This window comes from Myroides sp. NP-2, from assembly GCF_014145665.1.
In the GTDB taxonomy this organism is placed as follows: Bacteria; Bacteroidota; Bacteroidia; order Flavobacteriales; family Flavobacteriaceae; genus Flavobacterium.
Window position 1 is genome coordinate 178,083 of sequence record NZ_JACHTD010000004.1, and the last position, 17,107, is coordinate 195,189.

The following is a 17,107-nucleotide window of genomic DNA, read 5'->3' on the forward strand; positions in this document are numbered from 1 at the left end:
TTTGTGTTTCGTTATATTTATCGTTGGATGCATGAGATCGATCGTATTTAAACTACAAAGGTAAATAAATGATAATCGTTTGATTCACGGACGTGTAATTTGACCACTGGTGGGTATAAATTGACAAATGGTAGAGGTGAATACCTATTCGCCTCTACCATAAACTTAATTTAGAACCATTCCCTATAGTGCATCGACTATAAGAACATATAACTTAGACCTATTTGTAAATGATTAGATTTGGATTTAATATCTTTTGAAAGGTTGTTTAAACTGCGAGAATATTTTAGCTCTACAACAAAATCTCCCACGGTTACGCCAGCGCCAATTTGCGCTTTTACGTTGTTTTTATTGAGGCTATAGTCAAATCGTTCGAGGTTTTCCGTGAGCTTTAGCTGGTCGTCTATGATCTGACTGTAAATTCCTCCTGCTAAAACGTGTACTTTAACTTTTTGTACGTCCAAAAGCGTATAGCCTAGGGCAATGGGAATATCGATACTCTTCCATTTTGCTCGATGAACAAACGCGTGTTCCACGGGCGATTTTGATTCGCTATACAATAAGTCCGTCTGAATAAAAAGCCGGTCGAAGTGGTACTGCGTGGTAATCCCCGCAGAAAATCCTTGTGCACTAGAGGTACTCAAGTTTTTTAAGTTACCCGCGATATTGGCGTGATTAGAGGAAACTTTCACCCCTAAGCGAAAGGGATGTTGTGCTTTTTGTGCTGAAGCGTCTAAACTGCATAATGCCAGCGTACAAGCACACAAACTAAAGATAGTTGCTTTCATGTTTTACATTTATATTGATGCAGCAAAGAACCTTCAGTTTGAGTAATAGACCAATCTTCTTTGACCTAAGGTCGCTAGGCTTTGATCACAATTCACAAATCGCGGTCCACTGAAATAGAAGGGAGTTGTACTTATTCAAAAATATTCATCTGCTCGTCGTATATTGGGCTTTCAAGGTTTGAAAAATGTAGGACACTGTGAAAGACGTGATGTTGAGAAAGCTGGGAATAGGGTTTTACTTTTTGATTGGCGTCGCCTACCCAAACGATAAAGGGAATTTCATACTGTTCTTTAGGGGCTATATGCAGGGGCAATCCATGCATATACAGGCTGTTTTCTCCCAATGATTCACCGTGATCGGATACAAAAATCAGGCTGCGCTTGTAGTCGGGAAAGTCTTTGAGAACTTCAATTACCCGGTGGAGTATATAGTCTGTATACACAATTGTGTTGTCATAGGCGTTGATTAGTTCTTCTTGTGAACAGTTAGCCAGCTCAACACTATTGCATACGGGTTTAAAAACTTCAAAAGAGGGAGGATATTTGCTGCTATAGGTCGGACCATGGCTTGTACTGCTGTGTAAGACAAGTAGTATTTTATCTTTTGTACTGCCTGCAATATCTTCCTTTAATCCAGTTAGGAGTACTTCATCATATGCACAGGCATCATTACTGCAATTTCGTATCAAGGTTTCTTTGTTTTGGTAGTTGAGAATGTGGAGGGGCGGTTCTCCCCAATTGGTCGTTTTCCAAATAACATCCACCTGATTGCGGTACAAATAGTTGGGTAAGATTTCGTATAAATCATCCGTATCCTTGTAGTCCAAAATGCTTTTTACCCCTGCTGTTGTATAGGTAGCAGACGAATTGGCTTTAAAGGGATAGATATTTTCTGTTTGAGAAAGCAAGGGATTCGTATTTTTGGCGTACCCATAAAGAGAAAAGTTTTGACGTCTTGCGGATTCGCCAATAACTAAGATAACTACTGCTTTTTGCGGGTCATCTATGGCGTTTTGCCTGTTCTTCGCATCGGGTAATTGAATTTCTTTCTTGTTTTTTTGCGCTTGATGTGCGTAATGCAAAGCGGTGTTGACTACGTAGGACCAAGGCATTGCCAAGCCCCCCAATTGCTTAGAATGCTTGTCTATCCAAAGGATGTTTTTGGCATTGATGAACACCATCAACAGCAGGATTGTCAGAGCCGTACCACTGCGCCAAAGTATGGTTTGTAGTTTTTCTTTTTTAGTTTTCAGTTTAAAGAGCAAAAAACTAGGTATGCCCCCTAAGAGGAGTGTGTATAACACAAGTTTCCATGAGAAAAAACTGCTAGATTCCTCTAAATTAGTGTTTAATACATTGGAAATCATACTTTCATCTACAAGAATGTGATAGGTGTGAACAAAGTAAACCGCTACAGCGTTCAGTAGAAAAAAGAGGGAGAGTACGATTTTACCCATTCGACGGGAGAGGGAGAACAACAAGTAGAAAGCAAAAAAGTTAGCTGTAAGCATAACCACAACTAAACTAAGGAGGAGTAGTAGCCGGGTGACTATCCCAGATGTAAGCTGTTGATAGGCGAAATCAAAGAATGCAAAGTGAAACAACAAGGTGTTGAGTCCACTCATCCAAAGGGCAATCAGTGAGGTTGTAGGTTTATTTTTGAACATAGACTTTTGCAATTTTATAAGAGGAATAGGTTACGCTCACTAGCGCACAATAGTATATGAATAGGTTGTCCTGGAGAATCCGCACGATGAGGGCGATGCTACAACAAAGCAATAAAAGCAGCAAAAGGGGATAATATTTTTTTTGGTGGATCCAGGGCCATAAGGTGTATTTTTGAGTAATACATACTCCTAGAAGTCCTGATAAATAGCCCAATATGCAACCAATGATCACATCTAAGGGGTAATGGGCTCCAACGGCAACACGTGTAAAGGCAAAGAGCAACCCCATGCTTATCGCACAAATGAAATAGGGAAGGCGGTAGCTTGCATTTTTGGGAACAAGGGTAAATAACAAGACTGTCAGGATCGTAAAAATAGTAATCGAATGACCAGAGGGACAACTAGTAGAACCTATTAATTTTTCGCCAATTATGGTAAAAGTTTTATAATCAAATATTTTGGCTGGTCTAGGAATGGAAAAGCTCTCTTTTAATGAAAGGGTTAACAGCATAGAAATTAGTAAAGCCGTGATAATGGATTCCCATATTTTTGGAGCATAACGCAGTAAAAACGTCAGAAAAGATAGAAATATCATGGCATCTCCAATTTGTGTTAAGTTGAAGATCATTTGTGGATGTTCTTTTAAGTAGGCATTGATAAAATAAAACCATTCTTTCTGTATGTAGATATACCCTTTTACCGAAAGTGCATCCCAATGATACAGCAGCAGGGCAATAGCGCACAATAGGAGTATAGGTGCGATAAATAAGATATATCGCGGTTGGTGGGTGGTAGTTGAAATGTATTTGTTCATGTTCAAGAGGTTAGCAGTATTAGTTGTTTCTTTTTCGTACGTGTACAACTAGCATATGTCCCTATCATCGCTAAATAAGAAGGATAAAAATCCTTTTATTCAGGAGGGATCTTAGTCGTTAAAAAAGAGAAAAAAACATCCAAGCAGACTGAACAAGAGCTATACCACCTTTAGAAGAAATGGAAGGTTTGGGATGAACTGATTTGAATAGTAGATAAGATTGTAGAAAAATAGTTGTTTATTATATATGGCAAACAGTGAATCAGTTCATGGTTGACCCCTCCTTAAAAAACGATATAGTGAATAATGGGATTGTAAATAATAACTATATAGTTCTAATAGGCCAGGACTAGGATTAAAACTTTTCTTTTGTCTTTTTTTTTCCTACATTAGGCGCTACTAAATTGCAAAGTACATGAAGTTTACAATCGGATTTGTTGTAGGAGTATTAGCTCTCATTGTTTTTATGAGCACTAGAGCAAATGACTTGAAGAAAGAGGTAGCTAAGCCGTCTTTGGAACTTGTAATGGCCGATTCTTTGCGAGAAACACGTGTAAAAACTCAAGTATTTGACGAGTATTTACGCGTTAAATTTGATCAATGTACACCTTAAATTGTCGTTGATCAGTTCTAAACGTGCTGGTCTATAGTGTTTTATTGTAAAATAGAACAGTATTTCCTTTTTTGTCATTTGACAATTGCCCCCTTCATTAGCCAGCTTATTTTTGTTGTTTAACATTCAAAACAATAAACAAGAGGCATATGGATATTTTAGTTGGACTCCAATGGGGAGATGAAGGAAAAGGCAAATTCATTGATCACATTTGCAGTAGGTATGACGTAATTGCGCGTTTTAATGGAGGTGCAAATGCTGGTCATAGCATCTATTACCACAAGCAAAAAGTAACGTTGAAATTATTGCCATCAGGTGTTTTTTATCCCCAGACCCTCAATGTTATTGGGACGGGTGTTGTGGTTAATCCAATTCAATTGCAAGAAGAGTTAGCTGTATTGTGTAGGCTTGATCCGACTTTAAATGTATCAGAGCGCTTGATGATCTCGGCCAAGGCGCATTTGGTTCTTCCCACCCACAAGTATTTTGATATCGTTTACGAAGAAAATCCAGATTATCGCACAATTGGAACAACAAAAAATGGAATTGCTCCCGCTTATGCCCATAAGATCTTACGTCAGAATTTGCGTGTAGGTGATGTATATAGCGCTCAATTTGAGGCAGATTTCCGTTCTATTACACAGCGCCACTATCGCGAACTAGAGGCTTTCGGTTGTACCTTGCCTGCGTATGAGGATTTGGTAGAGGAGTTCCTATCAGCTGTAGCGTTTGTAAAAAAACTGTCGATTGTTGATACGGAATTGTATGTGAATCAAGCCTTAAACGAAGGAAAAAAAGTGTTGGCAGAAGGAGCTCAAGCCAGCATGTTAGATATTGATCACGGGACGTATCCCTATGTGACGTCTTCGAGTACAATTGCTGGAGGTGCTTGTACTGGATTGGGGGTTTCACCAACCAAAATAGGCGAGATTTATGGTGTACTAAAAGCGTATACCACTCGTGTGGGAGAGGGTATTTTCCCGATACAATATCTTATATCTGTTGATTTACAATTAGTTATGCAAGTTATGTGATGCAGATGTGATGAGTAATCTTAAGATGATTTTTTTTAAGTAACTTTAAAAGGTAAGAATCTAATTCTCTATCCAAGGTAATTTTACTCCCAATTTAAAAACTTTGTGGTACGCCTTGATTTCTTGCTTTTTAAGGTTAATATTTTCTAATGATAGATCAGCTTCTCCTTTTTCAATATCTGGATAGATAATTAAACAGTCAATATTCCTGTCATCTGTAATTTTTAGTTTTTCTCTTACCTTCTTTAAACGAGCGTATCCTGCAACTTGTCGAATATCTTGATGTAAATGACCGTTATTATAATGTAATTTGTATTTAGCATCAATCACCATTTGAAAGTCTAAATGAGAAACCAATATATCTAAAGCATTACCATGTGTACTTAATTGATAATGTATCTCTTTTTTTGATGAAGTATTTTGCTCAATCATTTTACTAAATACATATAATTCAAACAATCTAGGCATATCAATCCAAAAAGGAGGTGTTGTTACTTTTTGTTGTGATGTTTGTGTTATGTTGTAAGCGAATCGCTTTAAAATGTAACTTCCAATTTGCAATGCATCTTTATACTCACTATAAAACGGATTGTATTTAATGTGTTTTAATTCTGTCTCTTTAATATTGTCTGAAATTAATTCAAAAGTAGGTCTACAATAGTCAACTGTTTGTTGAATCAAATTATAATTATGAGAAAGTAGTAACTTGTTGTTCTCTACATAACTTATCACAAACTTTAATACTTTCTTTAAAAAACGATTTTCTAAATGGTCTTCGCCAAATACTTGATATTCACAAAAAGTTGAAGTTAATCTATTTTTAAAAACATTTTGTTTAATATGTTGCCCTACTACTATTTTACCTTTTACTCGATTATTTAGGTTTTCTTGAATTTTATAATAGCTCTTTTTTAAACCTTTTTTTACAATTGTTTTTAATGTCTGTAAAAAATGAATGATTAAAAAAGGAGTTAGTTTATCATCTTTTTGTTCTATTGCAATTTGTTGGCTATCCCAATCAATTTGAACCAAATCTTTAACTTCACAATTGCTTTCTGTCACTGATGTTACCTGTAATAACATGCTTAAGTAATCTAATTCATAGGGTTTATTTAGAAAATGTGATTCTTCAATAGATAAGCTACTGTCTTCATTGTCTAGTTCTTGTTTAAAGGATTGAATGCTTCTATTATTAACTTTAGGCTCCACATAAATGAATTTCCCCGTTTTGCCCAACCAATCAATACCAATACAATAATCTGCTTTTATTTCGTAAGCATCTTCTTTTTTCTTAAAAAGAAAGCGATAACTACTATTGTTAAATGATTTAGAAGTAATAGCATTACATTTCTCAAAATCAACATCTAAAAGTGATATCTCATCTATATTATCGGAGATTTCCATATCCGATTGCTTCAATCGGATAAAAAAAGATTGATGTTCTGATAAACGTATTCCCATTATATAGACTGTTCTAAATCTTCAATTAGTTTTTCGATATCTTCTCCAATTAGAACACCATCTTTTATGTACTCAAACAAAATTGGTTTAATTTCGTATTCTAAACGAATATCCATTGAACCACCTTCTTTAGTTTTATCAATAAAATACGAATGCCCTAATTGCACATCTTTCTTCTCAAATTCAGGAGATAGATTGGAGTCAAAAAGTAGAGCTACTTGCCCAAATAATTGAGAATCGAATATAATGTTTTCATCATTGGATAAATCTTGAGGTAACACATCCACAAAAGCAAATCTTCTGCGAATCGCATAATCAATATGACCAACGGATCTATCAGCTGTATTCATTGTTCCTATAATGTATAGGTTTGGAGGTAATACTAATTTGTTATCATTATCAACTGCATACATACTCTCAACCGCTTCTCCACGATATTCTAAAGCATAAATTAATTCACCTAAGACAGAGGAAAGGTTAGCTCGATTGATTTCATCAATTAGTAACACATAGTTCTTTAATTCAGTACTATGTTGAAGAGGAATAGATTCTTTAAATGTTTGTTTGAAAGTATAGTATTTTTCAACAATCTTAATAAAATAAGTTGCATGCTGACGAGTTAATTCTTCAACATCTGTCATTTTCTTAATATCTTGACGTTCGGTTGCTCCTGAATCAATAATTTTCTTTAATTCTGAAAACTTCATGTTTAAACCCTTGCTATGCGCAACCCAATTATCTCCTTTGTATTTAAAACGTGTTTCGTCTGCTGAAAAAAGATAAACAGCTTCAGTTATATCATATTTATGATGTTCGTTTTGAGCTAGCTCATCTTTAATATTTTCAATAAAAGCCTCAAAGATAGAACTGTCTTCATGAACAACTACATTTGTTTTATTAGATTCGATATAATTATCTAATGCTTTTTGAGCAAAGTCAGCTAATAATTTATTCTCTGCCTCATATATAATTCCATCTCCATCTTCGTTAGGTTTGGATACGATTCCTCTTACGAAATCTTCGTAGGTATAACTAGGGTGAAACTGTATTAATTTAAATTGATCGTTTCCTTCTAAGTCTTTTACATCTTGCAAGTTCAGCATTTCTTTAGCTATCAATTTGGCTTCTCTTGTTTTCCCAGTGCCTGGAGGACCTTGGAGAATAATTTGTTTTTTGTATTTAATGAGGTTTATTCGCTTAGAATTCACTCTATTTATATTGCCATTCATGATTGATAGTAGGTATTGGTAGTATTTTTGTCCTTTTAAAACATCAGAGTTATAATCTGTTATTATCGTTAGTGTTTTTAAAACTAAATCGAAATCTATATCCCATTCACCCTTTTTGATCCATTTTACCTTTCTAATACTCGTATATTCCTCACGTTCAGCATCAAAAATATAATCAGATAAAATTTCACCATATCCTAAAAGTTTTCGCTTGCCTTTCTTTATTAGTACAATATCGCCAATTTGCATGTTTTGGAAAAAATCCCAATTGGCTGTTGCGTCATTCTTTTTAGAAGATTCTGTTTGGTATATCGCTTGGAGCTCTTTAACAACATCGTCTTTTGATTGATATAAGGATAAATCACCTAAATCATCCCAGCCTAGTCCAATAATAGATTTCTCATAAAATTCATTCCAAAGACGTGCATTTTCACCTGGTTGATAGAGCCAATAATTCACATTGGAGTCTATCGCTTGATTTAGAGTTATTGCATTAGCTCCTTTGCTTTCCAAGTAAGTATTCATCTTTTTTCCAACACCAGGATTATTCTTGTTTTCATTTTCGTAAATGGTTTGATAATTAGTTGAAAGAAAATCTAAAGCATAATTATAGATAATTTTATTCGGATATAATTTACCTGCATGCTCTATCGCATAATCTCTATAATTTTGACTCTTGTCCCACGGATTTTTATCACCTTGTTCAAAGGCATATTCCAATGCTTCTTTCCATGCTTTTTTCTCTAATTCTTCCATTATCGATTCTTCTTAAAATTTTCAGCTTGTTCTAATACATTTTTGTACACATCTTCTTGGGTAATAGGAGGGTAGCCAAACTCGTGAAGTTTTACAATAATATCCATTTTCAATTGCGCTTTGATATCGTCTCGATCACTCCAATCGGGATATTTTGCGGTGTTTTCTACTATTATTTTTATTTCTCGGGCTAACTCTAGCATTTTATCGTTATCGAATTCAAAACCATATTGTTTGCAGATCATATCCAGAATGTCGTAAAAAGCTTTTTCTTCATAATCAATACCTAAATCTTGGAATGAATCTATTTCAACGCGAAGTTTAATAATTAAATTTAACATTTGTTCAGCTGTATCAAACTGAATGCCTTCATAGTCTAAAATATCACCCTCGCTGCGTTCGTTATAACGATTAATGATTGATTGTAATCTTTCGGAAAAATCCTGTCCTTTAACTTTATTAACTTTTTTAAAATCGCTAATGGTTTGTTTTAATAAGCGTTCTAAAATTTTAATCTTAGTGTTTGGTAATTCTAGATTAGAAATTTTCTCAATAAACTTATCATTGAACAAATCAATAGCATTTGCTTTATTGTCATCGAGTTTAAAAATCTCTTCGACGCCTTCCGAAATAATAGCCTCTTCAACTAATCTTGCCACTTTAGCATTCATTTGAGCCGTATCAGGAGCTTCACCTTTGGTCAATTTCACCACAATTGATTTTACCGCAAAATAGAAATGAATTTCATCTACTTCTTTTGGGGTAAATAATTCGGAACCACTTACTAAATTATATGCGGATTTCAGTTTTTTGGTGATATTAACAAAGAATTTTTCCGAATCCTCTGTCTGTAATACCCATTCCGATGCTTTATTCAAACATTGTAATCGCTCTACAGGATTGCCGTGATAATACAAAGTAGTATCAAAATTATAGAAAAACTGACGCAACATATCGATTTGATCGCGAACAATAATTTCGGCTTTTGAAATATCTTCAAAATCATCATTGGCAGTTTGATTGTTAAACATACCTAGTGCATGATTCAAATTCTTTTTAATTCCGATATAATCGACAACCAAACCTCGATCTTTTCCCTCGTATTTTCGGTTAACACGTGAAATTGTTTGTATTAAATTATGGGTTTGCAGCGGTTTATCAATGTATATGGTATCCAAAAACGGCACATCAAATCCTGTTAACCACATATCTACGACAAGGGCTATTTTGAAGTTTGATTTAATTTTCTTGAACTGACGATCTAATTCTTTACGCTCTTCTTTGTTACCCAATAAGTTCCATAAAGCTTTTTCATCATCCTTATTGCGTGTCATTACCATTTTAAGACGCTCAATCGGTTTGATTTCCGTTTGTTCTTTCTCGCTTAAACCTTCGGGTAAGATAATGTCTTCCCATTCAGGTCGCAGTGCTAAAATGGCTTGATACAATTTATAGGCAATTCCGCGAGAGGCACAAACAAACATTACCTTGCCTGCAACGGTAGCATTTTCTTCTATGCGATTTTCGTAATGTGTAACAAAATCTTTTGCAATTGCTTGAATGCGATCGGTATCACCTAATACTACTTCCATTTTTGCAATGGCTTTTTGGCTGGCTTCCACATGATATTCAGAAGCGCCTTCTGCAACTGCATTTTCGTAGTATTGTTCAATCTCTTGAACTTTACTGTAATCTAAATTCACTTTTGCCGCACGACCTTCATAGACCAAACGAACCGTGATTTCATCATGGACTGATTCAAACATGGTATATTGATCAACTACATCACCAAAAACCTCTAAAGTCTTGTCAATAGGGGTCCCTGTAAAACCAACGTAGGTTGCATTAGGTAAAGAATCGTGTAAATATTTGGCAAAACCATAGGATTTTGTTATTCCTTTTTCTTGGTCAATTTTAACTTTTAAATCTAAGTTCACTTGCGAACGATGAGCTTCATCCGAAATACAAATGATGTTGGTACGATCGGACAAAATCTCTGCATCTTCGACAAACTTTTGAACCGTAGTTAAATACACACCACCGCTTTCAATACCTCGTAAGCGATGTCTTAAATCTGCTCTCGATTCAATATTGATGATGTTGGCATCGCCAATAAAATCTTTGGCATTGGTAAAATCTTTGGATAATTGATCGTCTAAATCGGTTCGATCCGAAATAATGATAATCGTTGGGCTTGCAAAATCAGTTGAGCGCATTAATAGACGCGTTAAGTATAGCATCGTATAACTTTTACCACAGCCCGTTGCCCCAAAGTACGTTCCACCTTTACCATCTCCTTCTGGTTTGCGATGGATTAAAATATTTTGGTACAATTTTTTAGCAGCGTAATATTGTGGATAGCGACTCAAAATCTTCACTTCTTGTTTAGTCGTATCAGGAAACAATACAAAATGATGAATAATATCGACCAATCTATTGTGATTCATCATCCCATGTACGATGGAAGTTGTGGTGTCAATACCTGATAATGCCTTTTGTTCTTCGCCTGTAATTTTGTTCCAGCCATAATAAAATTCGTAAGGAGAGAATAGTGTACCAGCTTTGTTGTTAACGCCATCAGAAATGATACAAAACACATTGTACTTCATCAGGTCTGGAATATCTCGACGATAACGTGTGGTTAGTTGTATATAAGCATCGTGAATGGTAACATCTTCCTTAATAGCTGTTTTAAACTCAAAAACCACCACAGGAATACCATTAATGTACACAATCAAATCTGGAATACGCAATTCCGAACCTTGAATTTCTAACTGATTGACTATTTTGAAATCATTTGCTTGTACATTTTCTATATCAATATAGCGAATGTGTAAATCTTTCTTTGCTGGATTATTGCGTTTAAAGATTAATCCATCCGCCAATAATTTACAGATGTATTTATTGGATTCATACAAAGTAGAAGCCGATTGAAAAGCTATTTCATGTATAATAGATTCCGCTTCGATGTCATCTAAATCAGTATAACGATGGAGTAGAAATTGGCGTAAATCTTCTTTTATCAATATGTCTTGGTGAGATGTTCTTTTGAACTCCTTTCCGTTGATATAGCGATAGCCTTCTGTTTGTAGTAGGCTGATAAAAGCTTGCTCTAATTGTGGTTCGGTGTATTTCATTGGTTAAAATGGTAAATCGTCTTCTTTATCATCAACAGCTTTTTCTTCAATCGTATTGTCAATAATTATATGATTATTGTAATTATTATAAATTTCCTCTAAGGTTTCCTTAATTAATTTAATTTTTGAAGAATTATCTAACAGCTTAAACTCATCTATAAATTCATAATCAATAGATTTATTAAGTTCAATAAACTCTGTCAGTTTAATTAATAATTCATTAAAATCTATATCAGTTTTTATATCTATTTCAACTTCTGGAAAAGATAAAGAACCATTCTGTGTATCAAACGATATATTAATTTTTTCTGTTTGAATGTTATGTTTAATAATGATAGAACTCATAATTTTAAGATTGTAATAATTTTTTAATATTATATTTTCTTGAACGTTGATCAAATATATAATGACCTCCATCTAGCACTTCACAAATTTCTTTTTGATGAGTTTTATCTTCCAATACGAATTGCTGATAAGTTATTTTTCGCTCATCATTGTTACACATAATGATATTTTCAGCATCTCCATATACTACAATAGATGGATTGTGTGTAACTAAGAAAATTTGTTTTTGAAATTTCAATTCTCTTATAATATCAATTAAATTATCTGTTATAAAACGATTACCTAAATTGTCTTCTGGTTGATCTATGAAAATAATTTTAGCATTTCCATTTTTTAAAATAGTTTCTAAATATTTTTCAGAATTATATCCTGGAGAATTATTTTTCGATGATCCACCTTCTGAATATTTTAAAAATTCAATTGGTTTATCAAAATATTCAAATATTTGTTTTAATTGAGTGTTTATCTTTTTTCGGAAATTTTCAACAGAATTTGGGTTTAAGTTTTTAATCTTAATCTTATCTTTTGCAAGATCTAATAGTGTGTTATACAAGCTTTTACTAGAATTATTTAAAACCAAACCTTCTAAAATTTTATCTTTTACATTTTCGATATTTTCTAATTCTAAAACAACATCTACATTATTGCTAATTTGTACAGATTTAGAAAAATTGTATCTATACTCTTCTATTAGAAGGCAATGAGCTTGAAAACGATTTAACAGATTAAACAAACTATTAATATTTGAATTTAGATTCACTAATCTTTGATTTGAAGCTTCCTTTTCACGGCTTTTTAGATTTAGATTTGCGTTTTTTGCAGTGATAGTTTCGTTTGTTTGATTAATTAAATCTATTTTTTTACAATAAACCTCTGTTACACTTTCAAATTCTCTCTTTTTTAATTGTACTAATTCTAGAAACTTATTTGTTAATTCTAATTCAGTATTTTCTAGTTTCCAATTTTCATTATTTTTAAAATCTTCAATGCCATTTAATAAATTTTCTAATATTTTATTAGATATATTAAAGGAGATGTTTTTATTTTCAAGAGAAATAATTTGTTTAATGAAATAGCTAGAATCAAAAATTGCTTCTATATCCTTGTTATATAAAACATAATTAGAATTTAAATTGTCAATCAATTCTCCATACAGATCAATTAATTTTTCAATTAATTGATAAAGGTTGTTTTTTTCTCCTTTAAAAAAAACAAGAGCTGTTCTATAATCTTCTTCCTTTCCTGACTCCTTTATTAATTCTATCAATGAATTATTTTCGAAATAGTTTACAATATCACCTTGATTTATATATATAACTTCATGTGGATTATATGAAATTGTATCTTTATAATTTACATCTAAGAAACTTTTAATTTTGATTTCAGAAGTATCAAGTTTGTATTTCTTATCTAACTCATTTTTTGCATTCCCAATCTTACTACCAAGTATATTAAACAACAAACTTTTACCACTTGAACGCCCTCCAATTATAACATTAAGATTAGGACTAAAATTTAAGGTTGTATTGTTTATTATTGAATGATTGTCCAATTGTAAACTATGTATGTAATTATCTGAACGTTTGAGTACTTCAACATCACAATATTTTTTAATTCTTGATTTAGGATCTATAAATGCAAATCTTATAGACTCAAATGTAGGTTGCCCTTTTATACAATAAAACTCGTGATTATCTCCATCTTTATTGGTACAAGGGTATTTATAACAATTGTGATTATCTGAAAAATTAATATAAGGTATATCATCTCTCTCTTGAAAATCAAAGGTTTTTAATAAATCAAACCCTTCATTATAATGTTGTCTAACTGCTTCTTTTACTTTTTCAAATGCACTAGGCATCAACAACACCATCTGTTGACAAAGCTTCATATCATATCCCTTATAAGGATCTAAAATACTTTTTGTATTTCCTGCATGCGGGATGAAGAAGAAGTTATAGGAATTAAAAAGCTCATATAATTCATCAATAGTTATTTTACGATCTGTAATAACGGAGCTTTTGCGTGCATATAAATCTTCAATTTTTTTTGAGATTAATTCTACATCTTCAACACTATCATTTTCAAAAATAATAACACTATGATATGTTATTGTTTTATGTGATTCAGGAACTTCGATATCGAATTCGCAGCCTATTAATAGTTTTGGATCCCCATCCTTGAAATTGCTTATATATCTTTTGTAAGCTTCAACATTTATAATATTATGATCAGTCATAGAAAATAATTTAACATCATTCTCTATTAATTTTTTCTTCAAGACATCAACATCAAAATTGCCTTGATAATCATTCGTTTTAGTTTTTTTACTATAATCCGTATGAATATGTAAATCAACCTTAAACCAATCTGAGTAATTCATAATTTATAGTTTTCCTTTGGTTAATAGTATTTTAGTTTTGCTTACCCCTCCAACGTTGCTAAACGAGACAACAACAATCTTTGGAGTTGAGTGAGTTTTTGGTTTTGGTTGTTAATTGAATCCATAATATTGTATATCTTTTCTACCTGTTCAGAAAAATTATTCATTATTACTTCACTTGCTTTTAAAATGCTAATTACACTTAAATCTTTGATTGGTAATTGTGGTACTGCTGATCCTGATATATAATTAGCAATCAACTTCATAAATTCATATGATCTTAAAAGAGAATATATAAAGCTCTCTTTTATTTGCGGTCTTAATATTAACATCCCTGAATTAATTCTAATATTATTATATACAATAAAATCAGAGTAAAAAGCAATATTACCTACTGTTCCTCGAGATGTTATAATTATATCACCTCTTTTTAATTTACCTTTTCTTAGTTGATTATCTTTCTGTTCTGTAATAAAGCTACATACGTTGAAATCAAATCCTTTTTTTGTAACATTACCCGCATTAAGAAATAAACAAAACCCCTCCGCTGTGAAATCAGAACCGTTAGGATAGTTTACCCCTCTATCTCCATCAATAAATTCACAGATATCTCCAAGAGTACCAACTTCCCAATCCTCAGGAATTTCCTTTTCAAGTTCTTCGTTGAAAATCATTTTTCCGCCAGAAGATTTATAGGATTGTCCTTCTTCATTCGGGAATTCAAAATCGACAAACCATTGTTTGTACAAAGCTTGTGCAGTGACTTCTAATTTCTCGCAAATGGCTTCGTTGACTTTTATTTTGTTGGTTATGGCTTCGTATTGTGCCACAATTTCACGTTGCTTTTCGATGGATGGAATGGGTAGTTCCATTGTACAAAAATCCTCCCATTCTAAACTTCCTCTTACACCACCAACAGCATGAAAACAAGCTTCTCTATCAAATTCAGAACGAGTAAACCAAAGCATTACATAGTCTGGTAAAACTATATTTTTATCTACAACTTCAAATACAGGATAAGCTTGTGAAATAATTGCTTCATCAAAATCCTTTAATAAAGCAATGGGCATTTTTTTATCTCTACGAACTTGCATTGTACTACAAGCAAACTGATTTTTACGAATAATTTTATATTTACTCATATCTGTACCAATCGTATTAGCTACTGATGGTATGAATTTTTTATTTATTGTTAAACCAACAAGATTAGTAATGCTTAAATTTTCATTTCTTATATCCACTAATTGTATTAAATCTCCAATTCTTTTATAACTCATAGCCCAACGATTTAAATACGTTTGCTACTTGTTCTTTCAATTCGGTTTCTTGAGCAAACAACGCTTTCAAATCACTTTGTAAAGCTTGCATTTGCGCATCATAATCCAAGGATTCATCACGGTTGACAAATTCAATGTATTTACTTGGTACTAAAGAATAGTCTTTCTTACGGATTTCTTCTTTTGTAGCAGAATAACAATATTCAGGCTCATTTGCATAGGTTGTTTCCCAATCCTTTTGTTGCCAATTGTGATAGGTAGATGCAATTTGTTCAATATCAGCTTCAGCAAACTGAATGAATTTCTTTTCAAACGGCTCTCCTTTTTGGCGCAAGTCCATAAACAACACTTCATCCTCGCGTTTACGGTAATTTTTGATGCCATCGTTTACTTCAACCGTACGTTCGTTTTTATTGCGATTCAATATCCAAAGGGTTACCGAAATATTCGTAGAATAGAACATATCTTGAGGTAAAATCACAATGGCTTCTACCAAATCGTTTTCAATGATTTGTTTACGGATTTTGTATTCTTCACCACCACCCGAAAGTGCACCATTCGCCAAGATAAAACCAGCTACTCCGTTTTGAGACAGTTTGCTAATCATATTTAGAATCCACGCATAGTTGGCATTGGATTTTGGAGGTACTTCATAACCTGCCCAACGCGGATCGTCAGTTAATTCGTTCTCAGCACGCCAATCTTTTAAGTTAAAAGGTGGATTCGCCATGATGTAATCGGCTTTCAATTCCTTGTGCTGATCGTCTCCAAACGTATCGGCCGCTTTGTTTCCTAAATTGGCAGAAATACCGCGAATGGCCAAGTTCATCTTCGCCAGCTTAAAAGTAGTATTGGTTAACTCTTGTCCGTAAATCGAGATGTCTTTCTTGTTTCCTCGGTGTTTTTCAATAAATTTTAATGATTGTACAAACATACCACCTGAGCCACAAGAAGGGTCATAGATTTTTCCTTTGTAAGGCTCAATCATTTCAGCAATTAAGTTTACAATCGACTTAGGTGTATAGAATTCTCCTTTTCCTTTTCCTTCGGCAATCGCAAACTTGCTTAAAAAGTATTCGTACACACGCCCCACAATATCCTGAGCTTCATCTTTCAGCGTATCAATATTGTTGATGGTATCCAATAAGGCGGAGAATTTGGATTGATCCAATCCTAGTCTTGAAAAATAGTTGTCGGGCAAGGCGCCTTCTAAAGATTTATTTGTTTTTTCAATTGTTTTTAAGGCTGAATCAATTTTTAAGGTAATATCTTCTTGTTTGGCATTTTCAATGATATAGGTCCAACGAGATTCTTCAGGTAAATAAAAGACATTATCTGCTTGGTAAAATTCAGGAATTTCTAAAAAAGTTTCTTTGTGTTCGTTAATGAGTTCTTGTCTGCGTTTAAGGAATTTATCATTTGCAAACTTCAAGAAAATTAGACTTAATACAACGTGTTTATATTCGGAAGGTTCTACAGAACCACGTAATTTATTTGCTGAATCCCAAAGGATTTCTTCTGTACTTTTTGTTTGGACTTTTTTAGTCATTTAAATTTGTTAAAAATATTAAAAAGTAAAGATACAAAAGGAAAACAAAAGAAA

At 33.2% G+C, this 17,107-nt stretch carries 12 protein-coding genes; 2 read left to right on the forward strand and 10 right to left on the reverse strand.

What is annotated here, in order from left to right; genetic code table 11:
• Positions 1-197: 197 nt before the first annotated feature.
• The 3 genes from H4K35_RS05945 to H4K35_RS05955 form a co-directional block, all read right to left on the reverse strand.
• Entirely contained in the window at positions 198-788 is a 591-nt protein-coding gene (locus H4K35_RS05945; RefSeq protein ID WP_182626464.1) for a porin family protein, read from the reverse strand.
• Between the two features lie 131 nt (positions 789-919).
• Positions 920-2,455, reverse strand: coding sequence for a phosphoethanolamine--lipid A transferase EptA (gene eptA, locus H4K35_RS05950; RefSeq protein WP_182626465.1), 1,536 nt, complete (start codon positions 2,453-2,455; stop codon positions 920-922).
• Complete coding sequence (locus H4K35_RS05955; protein WP_182626466.1) at positions 2,442-3,269, reverse strand: phosphatase PAP2 family protein; 828 nt, start codon at positions 3,267-3,269, stop codon at positions 2,442-2,444. The genes eptA and H4K35_RS05955 overlap by 14 nt, the downstream gene beginning before the upstream one ends.
• Positions 3,270-3,684: 415 nt before the next feature.
• On the opposite strand from H4K35_RS05955, the gene H4K35_RS05960 reads away from it, so the two are divergent.
• Positions 3,685-3,882, forward strand: coding sequence for a hypothetical protein (locus tag H4K35_RS05960; protein WP_182626467.1), 198 nt, complete (start codon positions 3,685-3,687; stop codon positions 3,880-3,882).
• A 149-nt stretch (positions 3,883-4,031) separates the two neighbouring features.
• A complete protein-coding gene (locus tag H4K35_RS05965; RefSeq protein ID WP_182626468.1) occupies positions 4,032-4,916 on the forward strand; it encodes an adenylosuccinate synthetase in 885 nt (294 codons plus the stop codon).
• A gap of 60 nt (positions 4,917-4,976) precedes the next feature.
• On the opposite strand, the gene H4K35_RS05970 is transcribed toward H4K35_RS05965, so the two are convergent.
• The 7 genes from H4K35_RS05970 to H4K35_RS06000 are packed head-to-tail and all read right to left on the reverse strand — an operon-like array spanning position 4,977 to position 17,053.
• Entirely contained in the window at positions 4,977-6,377 is a 1,401-nt protein-coding gene (locus H4K35_RS05970; protein ID WP_182626469.1) for a restriction endonuclease, read from the reverse strand.
• A complete protein-coding gene (locus tag H4K35_RS05975) occupies positions 6,377-8,362 on the reverse strand; it encodes an McrB family protein (protein WP_255492374.1) in 1,986 nt (661 codons plus the stop codon). Before H4K35_RS05975 ends, H4K35_RS05970 begins: the two co-directional genes overlap by 1 nt.
• Positions 8,362-11,499, reverse strand: coding sequence for a type I restriction endonuclease subunit R (locus tag H4K35_RS05980; RefSeq protein ID WP_182626470.1), 3,138 nt, complete (start codon positions 11,497-11,499; stop codon positions 8,362-8,364). The genes H4K35_RS05975 and H4K35_RS05980 overlap by 1 nt, the downstream gene beginning before the upstream one ends.
• 3 nt (positions 11,500-11,502) lie before the next feature.
• Positions 11,503-11,844, reverse strand: a complete 342-nt coding sequence (locus H4K35_RS05985) for a hypothetical protein (protein ID WP_182626471.1) — start codon at positions 11,842-11,844, stop codon at positions 11,503-11,505.
• 4 nt (positions 11,845-11,848) lie between these two features.
• Positions 11,849-14,227, reverse strand: a complete 2,379-nt coding sequence (locus H4K35_RS05990; protein WP_182626472.1) for a PHP domain-containing protein — start codon at positions 14,225-14,227, stop codon at positions 11,849-11,851.
• Positions 14,228-14,268: 41 nt separating this feature from the next.
• Positions 14,269-15,504, reverse strand: coding sequence for a restriction endonuclease subunit S (locus H4K35_RS05995; protein ID WP_182626473.1), 1,236 nt, complete (start codon positions 15,502-15,504; stop codon positions 14,269-14,271).
• Positions 15,494-17,053, reverse strand: a complete 1,560-nt coding sequence (locus tag H4K35_RS06000) for a type I restriction-modification system subunit M (RefSeq protein WP_182626474.1) — start codon at positions 17,051-17,053, stop codon at positions 15,494-15,496. The genes H4K35_RS05995 and H4K35_RS06000 overlap by 11 nt, the downstream gene beginning before the upstream one ends.
• Between the last annotated feature and the right edge of the window lie 54 nt (positions 17,054-17,107).